Source organism: Streptomyces sp. NPDC001507, from assembly GCF_042894765.1.
Classification (GTDB): Bacteria; Actinomycetota; Actinomycetes; order Streptomycetales; family Streptomycetaceae; genus Streptomyces.
Genome location: NZ_JBIAVV010000010.1, coordinates 475,296 through 490,885, shown reverse-complemented (window position 1 = coordinate 490,885; position 15,590 = coordinate 475,296). Strand labels below are relative to the sequence as shown.

The window sequence follows — 15,590 nt, the reverse complement described above, 5'->3', positions numbered from 1 at the left end:
GCGTTGACTTTTGGCACGCTGTTGAGTTCTCAAGGAACGGTCGCTTCCTTTGTACTCACCCTCTCGGGCTTTCCTCCGGGCTTCCCTTCGGTCTTGCGTTTCCGACTCTATCAGATCTTTTCTCGACCCGATTTCCTCGGTGCTTTCCAGGTTCCCGCTCTCGCGTTTCCCTTTCCGGCGGTTCCGACTCTATCAGATCCTTTCGGCGTCTGATTCCCAGTCAGCGGGTGTCGCCTTCGCGGCTGTTGGGCCGTTCCGACGTCTCAAACCCTAGCGGATCCGCTCCGCGATTCCCAATCGGGCCTTGTGGTCCGACCGGGCACCACTGAGACCCGATATCGAATTGAATTCGGGCACGCCGAAATCAACCCGGTCGGGAGATCGTGCTGGTGGTTTGGGTGCCGCTCATGCGGCGGAGGTGCTGTCGCAGAACCGTTACGGCTCCGCGGCAACCCGAAGAACATTACGGGTCGTCCAGGGGGCTGTCAACCCTCCCCTGTCAAGATTTTTTCCGGGACCCGCGCGCCGCGACATCAGTCCAGGTCGGTGAGCCGGCCGCCGGCGTCGGGCTGGGCGTGCTCCACGCGGCGAAGCAGCCGGGTGAGGACCTCGCCGAGCACCGCACGCTCCGCCGGGGAGAGGTCCTGGAGCAGATCCTCCTCGAAGACGGAGGCGAGACGCATGGCCTCCAGCCACTTCTCGCGCCCTTCGGGGGTCAGCTCGACGATCACCCGGACACGGTTGCACTCGTCCCTCTCCCGGGTGACGAGGCCTTCGGCGACCATCCGGTCGATGCGGTGGGTCATCGCGGCGGGGGTGAGGCCGAGGCGCTTGGCCAGTTCGCTGGGGCCCATGCGGTAGGGGACCCCGGAGAGGACGAGGGCCTTCAGGACCTCCCACTCCGCGTTGCTGATGCCGAGGGCGCCGGTCTGCCGGCCGTAGGCGACGTTCATGCGGCGGTTGAGCCGGGACAGCGCCGAGACGATCTTCTCGACCTGGGGGTCGAGGTCCTGGAACTCGCGCTGGTAGGCGGCGATCTGCTCGTCGAGCGTCGGCTCGCCGGCGCCGGTGGTGTCGGCCATGGTCCGAAGTATCGCACGGACACGCTTGGCGTTGAAGTCCTTCACGATGTAGTCTTTAGCTTCGAACTTTAGCTTCGAACTTTAGCTTCAAAGTCTTCAGACTTCAGCAGTCCGTCGACTGACGACCTGAGAGAGGTGAACGTGACCAGGGCGATGGGCGCAGCGATGCGCCGGATCCACGTGGGCAACGCACTCAGCGCGTTCGGGCTCGGCTTCACCGTCCCCTACCTGTACGTCTATGTGGCGCAGGTGCGGGGACTCGGAGCCATGACGGCGGGTGTCGTGCTCGCCGTCTTCGCCGTGGCCGCACTGATAGTGCTGCCGTTCGCCGGCCGGGCGATCGTGCGGCGCGGCCCACTGCCGGTCCTTCTCACCGCCCTGGTGACAGCCGCTGTGGGTGCGCTGAGCCTGGGGCTGGCGGGGAGCGGTCCGGCGGTGCTGGCCGCCGCGGCGCTGCTCGGGGCCGGGCAGGCCGTGATGCAGCCGGCGCTGGCGACGATGATCGTGGACTGCTCGACTGCGGAGACCCGGTCCCGGGCCTTCGCGACGCAGTTCTTCCTGCAGAACCTGGGGCTGGGCGTCGGTGGCCTCATAGGCGGCCACCTCGTCGACACGACCCGGGTCTCCTCCTTCACCCTGCTCTTCGCGATCGAGGCGGCGATGTTCCTGCTGCTGATCGTCGTGATGGCGACGGTGCGGCTGCCGCACTCGCCGCGCATCGCGGACGCGCCGGCCGCGTCCTCGGCGAAGGGCAGCTGGAGGCAGCTGCTCGGGAACCGGGCGATGGTGCAGCTGTCCGTGCTCGGTTTCGTGCTGTTCTTCGCGTGCTACGGACAGTTCGAGTCGGGCCTGAGCGCGTACGGCGTGGAGGCGGCGGGGATATCCACGTCCGCGCTGGGCACCGCGCTGGCCGCCAACACGCTGATGATCGTCGTCGCGCAGTTCGCCGTGCTCAGGTTCGTCGAGCGTCGGCGGCGGTCGCGGGTGATCGCCGGGGTCGGGCTGATCTGGGCCGTCGCGTGGGCCGCGGCCGGGTACGCGGGGCTGGGGCACGGCAGCCAGGAGATGGCGACGGCCGCGTTCGTGTCTACGTACGCGCTGTTCGGGCTGGGTGAGGCGATGCTGTCGCCGACGGTGGCTCCGCTGGTCGCCGACCTGGCGCCGGAGGGGATGGCCGGGCAGTACAACTCGGCGTTCGCGCTGGTCAAGCAGCTGGCGCTGGCGGTCGGGCCGGCGGTGGGCGGGCCGCTGGGGGCCTCGCTGCCCGCGCCGTACGTCGTGACGTTCCTGCTGTTCTCGCTGGGGATCAGTGTCCTGGCGGTCCGGCTCGGCAAGCGGCTGACCGACGTCCAGGACCGGCCTTGGCTGGCCGCGAGGAGCAGGGTCGTGGCCCGGGGCGGGGCGACTGCGGAGTCCGTGTCCGCGTAGTGGCGGGCTGGGGGCGGGGGGTGTCACCTACGGCGCTGGCACGGTGCCGCTGCGCCCACCCGTGCCGCCCTGCGGCACGCCTGCCCGCAGCTGTGTATGCAGGACGCGGCGGGACAGCGCCCCTTTAAGGGCGCGTGGAACTGCGCGAGCAACCCCCACCCGCCTGCAGCCGAGACACAACAGCCGCACCCCCTACGGCGCTCCCGCTACCCCTTCGGCAGAACGAACTCGCACCACACCGCCTTCCCACCCCCGGGCGTCCTCCGTGACCCCCACCCCGAGGCGATCGTCGCCACGATGGCGATGCCCCGCCCCGACTCGTCGCCCGGTTCCGCGCGGCGGCGGCGCGGGAGATGGTCGTCGCCGTCCGTGACCTCGATGATCAGCCGGCGGTCGGTGCGGCGGAGCCGCAACCGCATGGGCGGGGTGCCGTGCTGGAGGGAGTTGGCGACGAGTTCGCTCGTGGCGAGGACGCCCAGGTCGTGGAGGTCGGCCGGGAAGCGCCAGCTGGTCAGCACGCCGGAGGCGAACGCACGGGCGCGTGGCGCCGCCTCGATGCCGCCGAGGAGTTCCAGCGCGGCGTTGCGGAACAGGTCGCTGTCCGGGCCCGTACGGGCCGGGTGCTGGAGGACGAGGACGGCGACGTCGTCGTCGTGGTCGGCCGTGACGCCGGCCGAGCGGACCAGACGGTCGCAGATGACCTGGGGGGTGCCGGTGGCGCCCGCCAGTGCGTGCTCCAGGGCCGCGATGCCCTGATCGAGGTCCTCGTCGCGGCGCTCCACCAGGCCGTCCGTGTAGAGGACGGCCGTCGAGCCGGGACTCAGCGGCACCGAGGCGGACGCGTGGACCCAGCCGCCGGTGCCGAGCGGCGGCCCCGTCGGTTCCTCCGTGCGCAGCACGCTGCCGTGCTCGTCGCGGACGAGGATGGGGAGGTGCCCGGCGGAGGCGTAGACCAGGCGCCCCTCGTTGGGGTCGTGGACGGCGTAGACGCAGGTGGCGATCTGGTTGGGGTCGATCTCGGTGGCGAGGCCGTCGAGGAGCTGGAGGACCTCGTGCGGGGGGAGGTCCAGGCGGGCGTAGGCGCGGACCGCCGTACGGAGCTGGCCCATGACGGCCGCCGCGCGGACACCGCGGCCCATGACGTCGCCGATGACGAGGGCGGTGCGGCCGCCGCCGAGGGTGATGACGTCGTACCAGTCGCCGCCGACCGCGGCCTCCGTGCCGCCGGGCTGGTAGGTCGCGGCGATCCGGAGGTCGTCGGGCTGTTCCAGTTCCTGCGGGAGCAGCGAGCGCTGCAGGGTCACGGCCGTCTCGCGCTGACGGCGTTCGCTGGCGCGCAGCCGCTCCGCCGCCTCGGCGTGGTCGGTGACGTCGGTGGCGAAGAGGAGGACGCCACCGTCGCGGTCGCCGTTCTCGGCGACCGGGGTGCAGGTGAACGTGTAGGTGCGGCCGTCGAGCGCCTTGCGGGACTTGAGGGTGCGGGGCTTGCCGCTGCGCAGGACCTGGTCGAGGAGGGGGAGGAGGCCGAGTTCCGCGAGTTCGGGCAGGGCCTCGCGGGCGGGGGCGCCCGGGGGGCGTGCGCCGAAGGCCGTCGTGTAGGCGTCGTTGACGTACGCGATGTGGTGGTCGGGGCCGTGGACGAGGGCGACCAGGGCCGGGACGTGGTCGAGGACGCCGCGGGCGGGCAGTTCGTCGACCGCGGGCACGCAGGGCGAGTCGTCGGTCAGTTGTTCGGCGCGGGCCGCGGGTACGGAGCCTTCCCCTCGTCGGTCCGGGGAGACCGCGTGCTCGGTCCGCGCTGCGGCGCGGCGCTGCGTTCCGGGGAGCCGGGCGCTCCAGCGCGTGAAGTTCACGAAACCTTGCCTCGTGTCGTCGTCTCCGGCCGGCTCGGGGAGCGGCCGGGGGCCGGGGGAGGTCCCCCGGTGCAGTTCTGGGGAGAAGCTGGGGATGAGCCTTGTGCTCGGTCGGGGGGCAGTCTGGCAGGGTGGCCGTCGGCGACGACATCCGTCAGACGCCGGGGCGGTCCGTGGAGTTCCTGAGTTCCGTCAGGACGACCCGTTCGAGTCGTCTGAGGGACTGTGAGGAGGCTTTCCACCGGCCGCGAGTTCGAACTCCGCTCGGGGATGTTCGAGTGATCCGAGCGAGACGATCTCCCGTTTGAAGAGCCCGGAGAGGGTCCATTCGGCGAGGACGCGGGCCTTGCGGTTGACGGTGGGCACCCTGCTCAGGTGGTAGACGCGGTGCATGAACCAGGCAGGGTAGCCCTTCAGCCTGCGCCCGTAGACCTGGGCGACGCCCTGGTGGAAACCGAGCGAGGCGACCGAGCCGGCGTACTTGTGGGCGTACGTGTCGAGGGGTTCGCCGCGCAGCGCGTGGACGATGTTGTCGCCGAGGACCCGGGCCTGGCGGACCGCGTGCTGGGCGTTGGGGGCGGTCTCGGTGCCGGGTTCGGCGGCGGTGACGTCGGGGACGGCGGCGGCGTCGCCCGCGGCCCATGCGTGGTCCACGCCGTCGATGGTCAGCTCGGCGGTGCATTTCAGCCGTCCGCGCGGGGTGCGCGGCAGGTCGGTGGCGGCGACCAGGGGGTGCGGTTTGACGCCGGCCGTCCAGACGACGGTGCGGGTCGGGAAGCGCTGGCCGTCACTGAGGACGGCGACGCGGTCCGCGCAGGACTCCAGGCGGGTGCCGAGCAGTACCTGGATGTTGCGGCGGCGCAGTTCGGTGACGGTGTACCGGCCCAGCTCGGGGCCGACCTCGGGGAGGATCCGGTCGGTGGCCTCGACGAGGATCCATTTCATGTCCTCGGGCTGGACGTTGTGGTAGTACCGCGCGGCGTAGCGGGCCATGTCCTCCAGTTCGCCGAGGGCTTCCACGCCCGCGTAGCCGCCGCCGACGAAGACGAAGGTGAGCGCCGCGTCGCGGATCGCGGGGTCGCGGGTGGAGGAGGCGATGTCCATCTGCTCGATGACGTGGTTGCGCAGGCCGATGGCCTCCTCGACGGTCTTGAAGCCGATGCCGTGCTCGGCGAGACCGGGGATGGGCAGCGTGCGCGCGATCGAGCCGGGCGCGAGGACCAGTTCGTCGTACTCCAGGAAAGTGGCGCCTTTTCGCTCCTCGGCGGTGGCGAGGGTGGCCACTTCGGCGGTGCGCTTGGCGTGTTCGATCGCGGTCACCTCGCCGATGACGACGTGGCACCGGTCCAGGACGCGCCGCAGGGGTACGACGACATGACGAGGGGAAATCGAACCCGCGGCCGCTTCGGGAAGGAACGGCTGGTACGTCATGTAGGGATCGGGGGTGACGACAGTGATGTCGACCTCCCCCCGGCTGAGCTCACGCTTCAGCCTCCGCTGCAGCCGCAGGGCCGTGTACATCCCGACGTAGCCGCCGCCGACAACGAGAATGCGCGCACGTTCCTTCACCATCCCATGACGCACCCGTGACTGTTGTTTGTCCACAGCCCCGGCAATTTGTGTGACCGGCGGGCCGCTTTCCGGGGCGCCGGGCGCGCGCCCCGGGCCGGACGAAAGGGACCAGGTCAGCGGGGGCGGGCAGGGGGGAACGAAGGCACCGAACCCGGAGGTATGCGACCCGTACTCCGATCGGGGGGCGCACCGTGCGGAACGTCCCCCTTCTGAATTGACAGCCTCTCAACTATGTTCGTGTGTCGACGGGGTGCAGAGGATGTGGTCGAACGGGTCGCGACGGGCGGTCCGCCCGGCCCGCGGTCCATGGATCGCATGGACCGGCCGTGGTTCCGCTCGCTCCGGCTTTCAGTGACGGGGAGAGTCTCCGGGGGGAGACGTCGTTAACCGGGGGAACACAGATGCATATTCAGGACACACATTGGTCATCGGCGTCCGCTCTTGCGGCCGGTGGCGGAACGGTGAGCGCGGCGGCGGGCAACGGACGCGGTGACGGGCCGCGGACGACGCCGCTGCGGGTGGACGCACAGCGCAATCTGGAGCACGTGCTGCGTGCGGCACGCGAGGTCTTCGGCGAGCTGGGGTACGGCGCGCCGATGGAGGACGTGGCACGGCGCGCGCGGGTCGGGGTCGGCACCGTGTACCGGCGTTTCCCGAGCAAGGACGTGCTGGTACGGCGGATAGCCGAGGAAGAGACCTCCCGGCTGACCGACCAGGCGCGGGCCGCGCTCGGGCAGGAGGACGAGCCGTGGTCGGCACTGTCGCGCTTCCTGCGGACGTCGGTGGCGTCGGGCGCGGGTCGGTTGCTGCCGCCGCAGGTGCTGCGGGTCGGGGTGCCGGAGGAGGTCGGCGGCGGTGCCGTGGCCGGGGCCGATGAGGCTCGGGTGCCGCAGCAGCGGACGCAGCCGGGTACCGGTGCCGGGGAGTTGCGGCTGGTGCCGGAGGAGCGGGAGCCGGTGGGCGACGTCGCCGACGACGCGGGGGCGGCCGCGCTGCTCGACGTCGTGGGGCGGCTGGTGGAACGGGCGCGGGCGGCGGGTGAGTTGCGGCCGGACGTCTCCGTGTCCGACGTGCTGCTGGTGATCGCCACGGCGGCGCCGTCCCTGCCGGATGCTGCGCAGCAGGCGGCGGCTTCGGCTCGGTTGCTGGAGATTCTGCTGGAGGGACTGCGGTCCCGAACCTGACGGCGTCCTTACCTGGCCGGTGGGTGACCTTCGCGGAAGCCTGTGCCGTGCGCCGACCATGGGCGGGTGCGGGTGCGTTGTGGCTTGTCGCGCAGTTCCCCGCGCCCCTTACGGGGCGCTGCCGTCCCGGTGGCAGTGAGGGTGGCCTGCGGTGCTCGCGGGAGCGCGGAAGCGTGTGCCGTGCGCTGACCGTGGGCGGGTGCGGGTGCGTTGTGGCTTGTCGCGCAGTTCCTCCCCCAGCCTTCGGCCGGGGGCACCCCCAGCGCCCCTTACGGGGCGCTGCGGTCCCGGTGTTTCCCCTTCCGGGTGACCGTTTCGTCACTCGGGGTCCTCGGCAAAAGACGGTGTGGCAGTCTGAGCCGGTGATTCGGTCGGTCGGGCAGGCATCGGGGGCGTTCCGCGATGAGCGTTGACGGGTGGGACGAGTCCGTCGGTGAGGAGACGGCCTCGCCGCAGGTGCCCAGCCAGGGCGGGCGCGCCTCGGTGCCGCCGGCCGGTGAACCGCCGGAAGGGAACGTTCCGGCACAGCGCGGCGGGAGCGTGCCGCCGCGCCGGAAGCTTCCGCATCCCGACAGCCAGTTGATCGAGCGCATGCGGGCCGGCGACGACTCGGCGTACGAGGAGCTGTACCGGCGGCACGCGGACGCCGTGCGGCGCTACGCGCGCACCTGCTGCCGGGACGGGCACACCGCCGACGACCTGACCGCCGAGGTGTTCGCCCGCATGCTGCAGGCGGTGCGTGGCGGGTCGGGGCCCGAGTACGCCGTGCGCGCGTACCTGCTCACCTCCGTACGCCGGGTCGCCGCACAGTGGACCAAGTCGGCCCGGCGTGAGCAACTCGTCGACGATTTCGCACTGTTCGCGGCACAGGCCGGGCGCGGCCCCGAGGTGCCGGACGCCGACACACTGAACCTCGGCGCGGATGTGCGCGCGATGCACGAGGCCGAGCAGTCGATGGCGATGCAGGCCTTCCGTTCGCTGCCGGAGCGCTGGCAGGCCGTGCTGTGGCACACCGAGGTCGAGGACGAGTCGCCGAGCGAGGTGGCCGTCCTCTTCGGGCTGGACGCCAACGGCACCCGGGTCCTTGCCAGCCGGGCCCGGGAGGGCCTCAAGCAGGCCTACCTCCAGGCCCATGTGAGCGCCGCCCTCATCGACGACGAGGAGTGCGCCCGCTACGCCGACCAGCTCGGCGGCTACGCCCGCCGCAAACTGCGGGTCCGCGCCGAACGGGGCCTGCGCAAGCACCTGGAGGAGTGCGCCAGGTGCCGGCTGGCCGCCGCCCAGATCGAGGAGGTCGCGAGCGGGATCCCGGCCGTCGTACCGGTCGCGGTCATCGGCTGGTTCGGGGCCGCCGGGTACGCCAAAGCGCTCGGGATCATCGCCGGGGGCGCAGGCGTGGGGGCCGCGGGCGCGGCCGCCGCGGCGGGCGGTTCGTCCGGCGGGGCGGGCGGCGGTGCCGGGGGCGCCGCGGCCTCGGAGGGGCTCGCGGGGCCCGTGAAGGCCGGTATCGCCGCCGGAGTGGTCGCGACGGCCATCGCCGTGGTGGCCCTCGCCCTGGCGAACGACGGCCATCCGGTCAAGGAGGCCGCCAGACCCGCCCCCTCCGCGCCGGCCGTGCGGCCCGAGACCCCGACCCCCACCCCCACACCCACCCCGCCGACGAGGAAACCCGAGCCCGAGCCGGTCGTCCTCGCCCCCGAACCGGCCCCGACGCCGACCCCGAGCCCGCGCCCCGCCCCCAGCCCGAAGCCGACCCCCACCCCGACACCCACACCCACCCCGCCGGAACCGACCCCCACCCCCACGCCGACGCCCACTCCGCCGCCCGCCCCGGCCGTCTACCAGTGGAGCGAGCTGCGCTTCGACGTCACCGGCGACGGCACCCGGCCGGAGATGCGGCTCGGCGACAGCAGCTGGGTGTGGCAACGGTACGGCGTGACGGTCGCCGGCAAGGAGTACGGCCACGGAGTCACCGTGCACGGCCGGTCCTCCGTCACCATCGACCTCAACCGGCAGTGCAGCGCCTACGACGCGATGGCCGGCGTCGACGACATGACCCTCGGCCTCGGCAAGGTCACCTTCGCCGTCTACGCGGACGGGGTGCGGCTGTGGCAGTCCGGGGTGGTCGAGGGCGGACAGGCCGCCGTACCCGTCCACGTGGACCTGACCGGGCACCGGACCGTGCGGCTGGTGGTCGAACCGCGGACCGCCTTCGACACGGTGGCGCTCGCCGACTGGGCCGAGTCGACGTTCACGTGCCGGTAGCGGCCGTCGGGGTTCTGCCCAGTTCGCGCAGCGCGTCCTCCTCGGTGAGGGAGGCACCGCGCGAGCGCTCGGCCGCGTAGCGCTGCGGGGTCAGCGAGGCGCGGGCGGCCGCGTCGACCTCCTCGGCGCGGGTGCGCTCCGGCTCGGGACGGACGTTCCCGGCACGCCAGTGCTCGGCGGCGGCGTACAGCCGTACCGCGCCCGCCAGGTCGCCGAGCCGGGCCAGCAGGTCGGCGCCGGTGTCCACCAGCGCCGCAGTGATCACCTCGGCGCACCGGTACGCCACCGCCTCACGCAGCCCTTCGGCCACGATCGGCAGCCCGCTCGCGGGGCCGTGCTCCAGGGCCGTGAGCATGGCCTCGACGGAGCGGATCGCGGCCGTGAACTGTGGTGGTGCGGAGCCGGCCGACGTGGCGGCGCGGGCCGTCTCGTAGTACTCGCGCGCCCGGGGCAGGTCCCCGTCGTGCTGGGCCAGGAGCGCCCGCAGCAGCGCCACGTACGCCTTCGACTCCGCCACCGCGTACCGGTCGGAGGCCTCGCCCGCCTGGTCCAGGACGGCCTGGGCACCCACCAGGTCGCCGGAGCGGAAGGCGATCTCGGCGAGCCGCGCGAGCAGGAACGGCGTCTCCGCGTACGCGCCCACCTCGTGGGCGAGGCGCAGCGCCTCCCGGTACTCGGCCTCCGCCGCCACGAACCGGCCGCGCGCCATGTCCGCCTCGCCGGCCGCGCTGCACACCTGGGCCCCCATCCAGCGGTCCCCGACCCGCCGGCTCAGGACGCGCAGCTCGGCCAGGTCCTCGTCGACGCCCCGCAGGTTGCCGGGCGAGTCGACCATGATGTGGGTCCGGTACATCAGGCTGACGCCGACCTCCCAGTCACCGCCGTACATCCGGCAGTTGGCGATCACCGCCGACATGTCCGGGCTGATGTCCACGGCGGAGCCGCCCATGGTCCACGCGGTGAGCGGCCAGATGAGGCCCGGCATCCGGGCGGCCCGGGGACCGCCCGCCTCGAAGGCGGCCCGGACGAGCGCGACGTAGCGCGGAGTCCGCTCGTCCGCCGCCAGGTCCGACGGGCCGGACTCGGACGCCAGGAACAGGTCGAGCAGCCTGAGGTCCATGCGCAGCTCGTACAGCGGGTGCCCGGCCTCGGCGCCGGGGGCGGCCAGGAGGGCGCCCACGGGGTCCGCCGCGGCGGCGAGAGCGCGCAGTTCGTCCGGGCCGGCGTCCTCGGGCAGGGCGTCCCGGGCGACGCCGAGGCGCAGCACCGCGCGTACCGAGGCGGTCGCCTCCTGGCGGTAGTTGCGCAGCCACCAGAACCAGCCGACGGCGAGGACGATCCGGCCCGCCCGCACCTCGTCGCCCGCGTGGACCGCCCGGTCGAGGGCGGCGCGGATGTTGTCGAGGTCGGCCTCCAGGCGGCGGATCCAGGGAAGCTGCTCCCCGGAGCGCAGTCTCGGCTCCGCCTCCTCGACGAGCGCGCACACCCACGCGCCGTGCCGTTGCTCGGCCGCCGCCCGCTGCCCGGGGACCTCGGCGGCGCGCTCGACGGCGTACTCGTGGATGGTCTCCAGCATGCGATAACGCATGCCGGCGGTGCCGTCCGTGCCGTCCGGGGTGGCGATGATCAGGGACTTGTCCACGAGCGCGCCGAGGAGGTCGGCGGCCGGTCCGGTGCAGACCGCCTCCGCCGCGGTGAGGTCCCAGCCGCCGGCGAAGACGGACACCTCGCGCAGCATCGTCCGCTCCCGTTCGTCGAGCAGGTCCCAGGACCAGTCGACGACGGCGCGCAGGGTCTGCTGGCGGGGCAGGACCGTGCGGCTGCCGGCGGTGAGCAGGCGGAAGCGGTCGTCGAGCCGGTCGGCGATCTGGCGGGGCGTCAGCAGCCGGAGCCGGGCCGCCGCGAGCTCGATCGCGAGGGGCAGACCGTCCAGGCGCCGGCAGATCTCGTCGACGGCCGCCGGGTCGCCCGGCGCGGCACCGGTCCCCGTCCCCGGGCGGACGGCGGCGGCGCGCTCCTCGAAGAGGCGGTGTGCCTGCTCGGGGGCGAGGGGTTCGACCGGGCGCACCGACTCGCCGGGGACGCCCAGGGGTTCACGGCTGGTGGCGAGGACCGTGAGGCCGGGGCAGTGGGTGAGCAGGGTTTCGGCGAGGGCGGCCGCTGCTTCGATGACGTGTTCGCAGTTGTCAAGGATCAGGAGTTGGCTGCGCTGGGCGCAGTACTCGACGAGCAGAGCCGTGGGGTCGGTCTGTACGGTCGCCAGCTCGTTGGTCATGAGCACGGTCTCGCGCAGACCGAGCGCGCTGACCACCGCGCCTGGCACCGCCTCGGGCCGGTCGAGCGGGGCGAGCTCGACGAGCCACGCCTGCGGGAGTCCGGCGGCGGCCTCCTCGGCGAGACGGGTCTTTCCGGAGCCGCCCGGTCCGGTGAGGGTGACGAGACGGGCCCTGTGCAATTCGGAACGAATGGCTTCGAGTTCGGGTTCCCGGCCCACGAAAGAGGTAAGGCGCGGACGGAGGTTGCCGGTGCGGGGCGGGGGTGCCTGCAGCGGGGTTGGTTCCTGCGTGAGCAAGGACGCGTGCAGGGCCTGGAGTTCCGGGCCGGGGTCGGTGCCGAGGCCTTCGGCGAGGGTGCGGCGGGCGGTCTCGTACGCGGCGAGGGCGTCCGCCGGGCGGCCGGTGTCGCGCAGGGCGCGGATGAGCAGGGCGTGCAGCGGCTCGTCGTACGGGTGGGCCGTGGTGAGCTCGGTCAGCTCCGGTACGGCGTCCGCGGCCCGGCCCAGGCGGAGGGCGGCTTCGGCACGGGCGCGGGTGGCCTCCAGCCGGAGCGCGTCCGGGCGGGCGGCGGCCGTGGCGCGGTCGGGGAGGTCGGCGAGGGCGGGGCCGTGCCAGAGGGCGAGGGCGTCGGTGAGCACGCGGTGGGCCGTCGCCGGGTTGCCGGCGGCCAGGGCGTCGGTGCCCTCGCGGACCTGCCGCTGGAAGACGTGCAGGTCGATGTCGTCCTCGGTCGCCGCCAGGCGGTAGCCGCCGGGGGCCGAGACGATGCTGTCCCTGCCGAGGACCCTGCGGAGCCGGCCGACGAGGGCCTGGAGGGCGGCCGGGGCGTCCTGGGGCGGGTCGTCGTCCGCCGCCCAGATCTCCCCGATGAGGGTCTCGGGGGTGAGGGTGCGGGCGGGGTGGAGGGCGAGGACGGTGAGCAGCGCGCGGAGGCGGGGGCCGCCTAGGGGTATGGGGGTGCCCTGGTCGTCGCTGGCTCGGGCCACGCCCAGGATTCGGTACCGCACCGGGTCATTGTCGCCGGGGGCGCGGTGAGCGGCACGGGGTTTCAGCGCCGGGAGTTTCATGGTGCCCGGGGTGGGTGCTGGGGGCGTATCGCTTACCGGCGCTGGCAGGGTGCCGCCGCGCCCACCCGTGCCGCCCCAGCGGCACGACTGCCCGCAGCTATGTAGGACGACGCGGCTGGGGGTCCCCCGGCCAAAGGCTGGGGGAGGAACTGCGCGACCAGCCACGACGGGCTCGCGGTCGCGCCACCGCACAAGCCCCTACGGCCGTGTGCGGCACGACTGCCCGCAGCTATGTGGCCTCGTAAAAGCCGGCACGACTGCCCGCAGCTATGTCTATGCGCGACTGCAGCGCCCCGTAAGGGGCGCTGGGGGTACCCCCGGCCGAAGGCTGGGGGAGGAACTGCGCGAGCAGCCCCCACCGGCCCGCGGCCGAAGCACAAGGGTCCCAACCCGATGCGGGGCCCGGGGGCGGCAGCCCCCGGATACGGCGGCCCCCGGCAGGGTCACGCCCCCGACGCCAGCGCCCCCCGCATCGGCCGTATCCCCGCAGGGACCGCACGCGCGCGTGCCGGCGTCCCCGTCCAGCACGTGCCGCGGCGGGAGAGGAGCCGGCGCAGCCACAGCTCCAGGGAGACCAGGTCGGCCAGCCCGTCCAGCGGCAGCGGCTCCCCCGCGGCCGCCGCGCGGAGCGCCTTGCGGACCACCCGCGCCTCCACCAGCCCCGCCTGCGCGAGCAGCGGTGTCGCGAAGAGGGAGATCAGGTCGTCGGCCGCCACGCGCAGCCCGGTGCGGGTGGCGGCCGCCGAGGAGGCGTGGGAGGGGGCGCCCCAGCCCGGCGGGAGGTCGGTGACCCCGGCGCCCTCCAGGACCCGGCGGAGGATCGCGGCGCGGGCGCCCGGCTGGACCCGCAGCGCTTCGGGGAGGTCGCGGCAGGCGCGGACCACCTGGTTGTCCAGGAAGGGGGTGTGGAGGCGCTGGGAGCGGATCTCGGCGGCCTGTTCCAGGACGCGGATGTCGGCCGCGTGGCGGGCCAGCACCGCACGCGCGCGGTAGTCCCCGGGGCGCTGCCCGGGGCCGACGCCGGAGCGGTTCGCCGAACCCTGGAGCAGAACCGATACTTCAGCCAGCGCCTCACCGGTCAGCCAGCGCGCCGCCGGGCCCGGTCTCGCCCAGGTGAGCGCCGCGAGGGACGCGCCCACCGCGCCTCCGGGGTCCTCGAAGCGGCGCCGCAGCAGGCGCTCGGCGAGGGACTCGACGCCCGCGCGGTACGGCGTGCGCGCCAGGCGGCGGGCCGCGCTGTACACGCGCGCGGGGACCATCACCGAGCCGTCGGCCTTGGCGAGCGCGGCGACCGGGCGGACGAGGTGACGGCGCTTGCGGTCCATCAGCAGGTCGGCGAGGCGCGCGGGGTGGGCGTCGAGGACCTGGCGGGCGCCGTAGCCGGTGAAGTGGTCGGCGCTGCCGGCGGCGAGCCGGGCGCGGTGCCGGGCCGCCGAGATCAGGGACGGCCCCGGTTCGTCGGTGAGGGGGCCGTCGAGGTCGGCGTACGGCAGCACCTCCTCGCCGCCGGTGACCACCACGTGGTGCAGGCGGGGGTTGGCGGCGAGGACGCCGGCGCGTTCGAGTTCGGCCTCGCGGCCGCCCACCGCCAGGTCGTTGAAGGTGACGGCGAGGAGGCGCTCGCCGGCGCCCGTGCCGTGGCCGAGGACCGTGCCGGGCATGCCGGGCAGGCCCGCGGCCAGCAGGGCCAGCGTCCCCGACGCCGGGCCGCCGGAGAGATCGGCGCCGATGCCAGGGACCGGCATCCCGCGCGCCGCGCGACGCTCCGCGGGGCCCATGCCGGGTACCGGACCAGGGTCGATGTCCGGGACGTGCCGGGGCGCCGACAGCCGCGCGCGTACCGCTTCTACGAGCGCGTCCCGTACGGCGTCCACCGCGCGGTCGGGGTCGGCGGAGGGTGCCGCGACCGCGAGCGAGGCGACCTGCTCGTACCCGGCGACCTCGCGCGCCCCGGTGCGCAGGATCAGCGCATGCCCCGGCGGAATGCGCCGCACGCCCTCGTACGGGGTCGAGTCGTGCAGCGCGGCCGGTACGTCAGGGACGGCGAGGAGGGCCGCGAGGTGGCCGTAGTCGAGGTTGGCCTCGATGAGGTCGGCGAGCGGGAGCGCGGCCGTGGCGTAGGCCGTCCCGCCTGCCCAGGGGCTGTAGAAGACCGGGCGGGCGCCCGCGAGGTCGCCGCAGACGGTGACCCGGCGGCCGACCTGGACGACCGCGGTGTAGCTGCCGGGCCAGGCGGTCAGATGCCGGAGTGCGCCCCCGCGCGCCGTGAAGAGGCCGAGGCGAAGTTCCTCGTCGGTGGCGCCGCAGGTGCCGAGGACGGCGATGCGGTTCTGCGCGTCGGCCTTGATGACGCGGACCTCGTCGGGGCGCCAGTCGCCGACGGCCCAGAGCGGGTCGGGGTCGCCCCACAGGAGCTGGGAGCCGACGGGGTGAACGGTCTCGCCGTCGTACCCCATGGCGCCGGCGGAGCCGATCGTGGCGGCACCGGAGATGGTGCTGCTCCATCCCACCAACCACCGCATCGACGCCTCCACAGGCTGTGGACAACCATGCACGGTACGAACCGGGTCCCCATGCTGCCATGAAGGGCGCGGTCAGGAGGGGCGGTGGGGCCGCCTTTGATCCCTGGAAGATTTCACGGAGTTGCCGTGGAGTTGCCGCAGGACCGGCCACGCGCGCGTGCCGCGGGAGAGCCGGGGCGGGAGCCGGCCGCCGTACGATACCGGGCGACCGCGACGCGAATGCGCCCCCTGTACGCTCCCCACGAACGCCGTTCGCGCCCTCAATTGCCGTGGTAGGAGCGTTGAGTCGCCGAAAACGGTGGGGGCGATTTTCGGCCAAATCAGAGACGGCCACGCGGACT

Annotated in this window: 9 protein-coding genes; 4 read left to right on the top strand and 5 right to left on the bottom strand. The window is 73.6% G+C overall.

Going from position 1 to position 15,590, the window contains the following annotated elements; genetic code table 11:
- The coding region (locus ACFY0K_RS32050) for a hypothetical protein (RefSeq protein ID WP_390642727.1) at nucleotides 1–213 on the top strand (213 nt) is incomplete at its 5' end.
- A gap of 320 nt (nucleotides 214–533) precedes the next feature.
- On the opposite strand, the gene ACFY0K_RS32045 is transcribed toward ACFY0K_RS32050, so the two are convergent.
- The gene (locus ACFY0K_RS32045; RefSeq protein WP_351960247.1) at nucleotides 534–1,082 is read right to left on the bottom strand and encodes a MarR family transcriptional regulator; all 549 of its coding nucleotides are present in this window, start codon (nucleotides 1,080–1,082) and stop codon (nucleotides 534–536) included.
- 153 nt (nucleotides 1,083–1,235) lie between these two features.
- Between ACFY0K_RS32045 and ACFY0K_RS32040 the strand changes: the two genes are divergently transcribed.
- The gene (locus ACFY0K_RS32040; RefSeq protein ID WP_390642739.1) at nucleotides 1,236–2,510 is read left to right on the top strand and encodes an MFS transporter; all 1,275 of its coding nucleotides are present in this window, start codon (nucleotides 1,236–1,238) and stop codon (nucleotides 2,508–2,510) included.
- A gap of 206 nt (nucleotides 2,511–2,716) precedes the next feature.
- On the opposite strand, the gene ACFY0K_RS32035 is transcribed toward ACFY0K_RS32040, so the two are convergent.
- Both ACFY0K_RS32035 and ACFY0K_RS32030 read right to left on the bottom strand, forming a co-directional pair.
- Nucleotides 2,717–4,363, bottom strand: coding sequence for a SpoIIE family protein phosphatase (locus tag ACFY0K_RS32035; protein ID WP_390642726.1), 1,647 nt, complete (start codon nucleotides 4,361–4,363; stop codon nucleotides 2,717–2,719).
- A gap of 192 nt (nucleotides 4,364–4,555) precedes the next feature.
- Nucleotides 4,556–5,935 carry an NAD(P)/FAD-dependent oxidoreductase gene (locus ACFY0K_RS32030; protein ID WP_390642725.1) on the bottom strand — a complete coding sequence of 460 codons (1,380 nt, stop codon included), beginning with the start codon at nucleotides 5,933–5,935 and terminating at the stop codon, nucleotides 4,556–4,558.
- Nucleotides 5,936–6,336: 401 nt separating this feature from the next.
- Here ACFY0K_RS32030 and ACFY0K_RS32025 point away from each other — a divergent pair, with 401 nt between their 5' ends.
- Nucleotides 6,337–7,119, top strand: coding sequence for a TetR/AcrR family transcriptional regulator (locus ACFY0K_RS32025; RefSeq protein ID WP_390642724.1), 783 nt, complete (start codon nucleotides 6,337–6,339; stop codon nucleotides 7,117–7,119).
- 402 nt (nucleotides 7,120–7,521) lie between these two features.
- Complete coding sequence (locus tag ACFY0K_RS32020; RefSeq protein ID WP_390642723.1) at nucleotides 7,522–9,384, top strand: sigma-70 family RNA polymerase sigma factor; 1,863 nt, start codon at nucleotides 7,522–7,524, stop codon at nucleotides 9,382–9,384.
- Here the strand turns inward: ACFY0K_RS32020 and ACFY0K_RS32015 are convergent.
- Complete coding sequence (locus ACFY0K_RS32015) at nucleotides 9,371–12,667, bottom strand: BTAD domain-containing putative transcriptional regulator (RefSeq protein WP_390642722.1); 3,297 nt, start codon at nucleotides 12,665–12,667, stop codon at nucleotides 9,371–9,373. The two genes, ACFY0K_RS32020 and ACFY0K_RS32015, sit on opposite strands and share 14 nt — an antisense overlap.
- A 503-nt stretch (nucleotides 12,668–13,170) precedes the next feature.
- On the bottom strand, nucleotides 13,171–15,249 hold the full coding sequence (locus ACFY0K_RS32010) for an asparagine synthase-related protein (RefSeq protein ID WP_390642721.1): 2,079 nt from the start codon (nucleotides 15,247–15,249) through the stop codon (nucleotides 13,171–13,173).
- Nucleotides 15,250–15,590: the final 341 nt, after the last annotated feature.

Bases quoted from the DNA above. Each gene is read 5' to 3' on its own strand.
- ACFY0K_RS32045 (WP_351960247.1), bottom strand. From the start codon at position 1,082: ATGGCCGACACCACCGGCGCCGGCGAGCCGACGCTCGACGAGCAGATC.
- ACFY0K_RS32040 (WP_390642739.1), top strand. From the start codon at position 1,236: ATGGGCGCAGCGATGCGCCGGATCCACGTGGGCAACGCACTCAGCGCG.
- ACFY0K_RS32030 (WP_390642725.1), bottom strand. From the start codon at position 5,935: ATGGTGAAGGAACGTGCGCGCATTCTCGTTGTCGGCGGCGGCTACGTC.
- ACFY0K_RS32025 (WP_390642724.1), top strand. From the start codon at position 6,337: ATGCATATTCAGGACACACATTGGTCATCGGCGTCCGCTCTTGCGGCC.
- ACFY0K_RS32020 (WP_390642723.1), top strand. From the start codon at position 7,522: ATGAGCGTTGACGGGTGGGACGAGTCCGTCGGTGAGGAGACGGCCTCG.
- ACFY0K_RS32010 (WP_390642721.1), bottom strand. From the start codon at position 15,249: ATGCGGTGGTTGGTGGGATGGAGCAGCACCATCTCCGGTGCCGCCACG.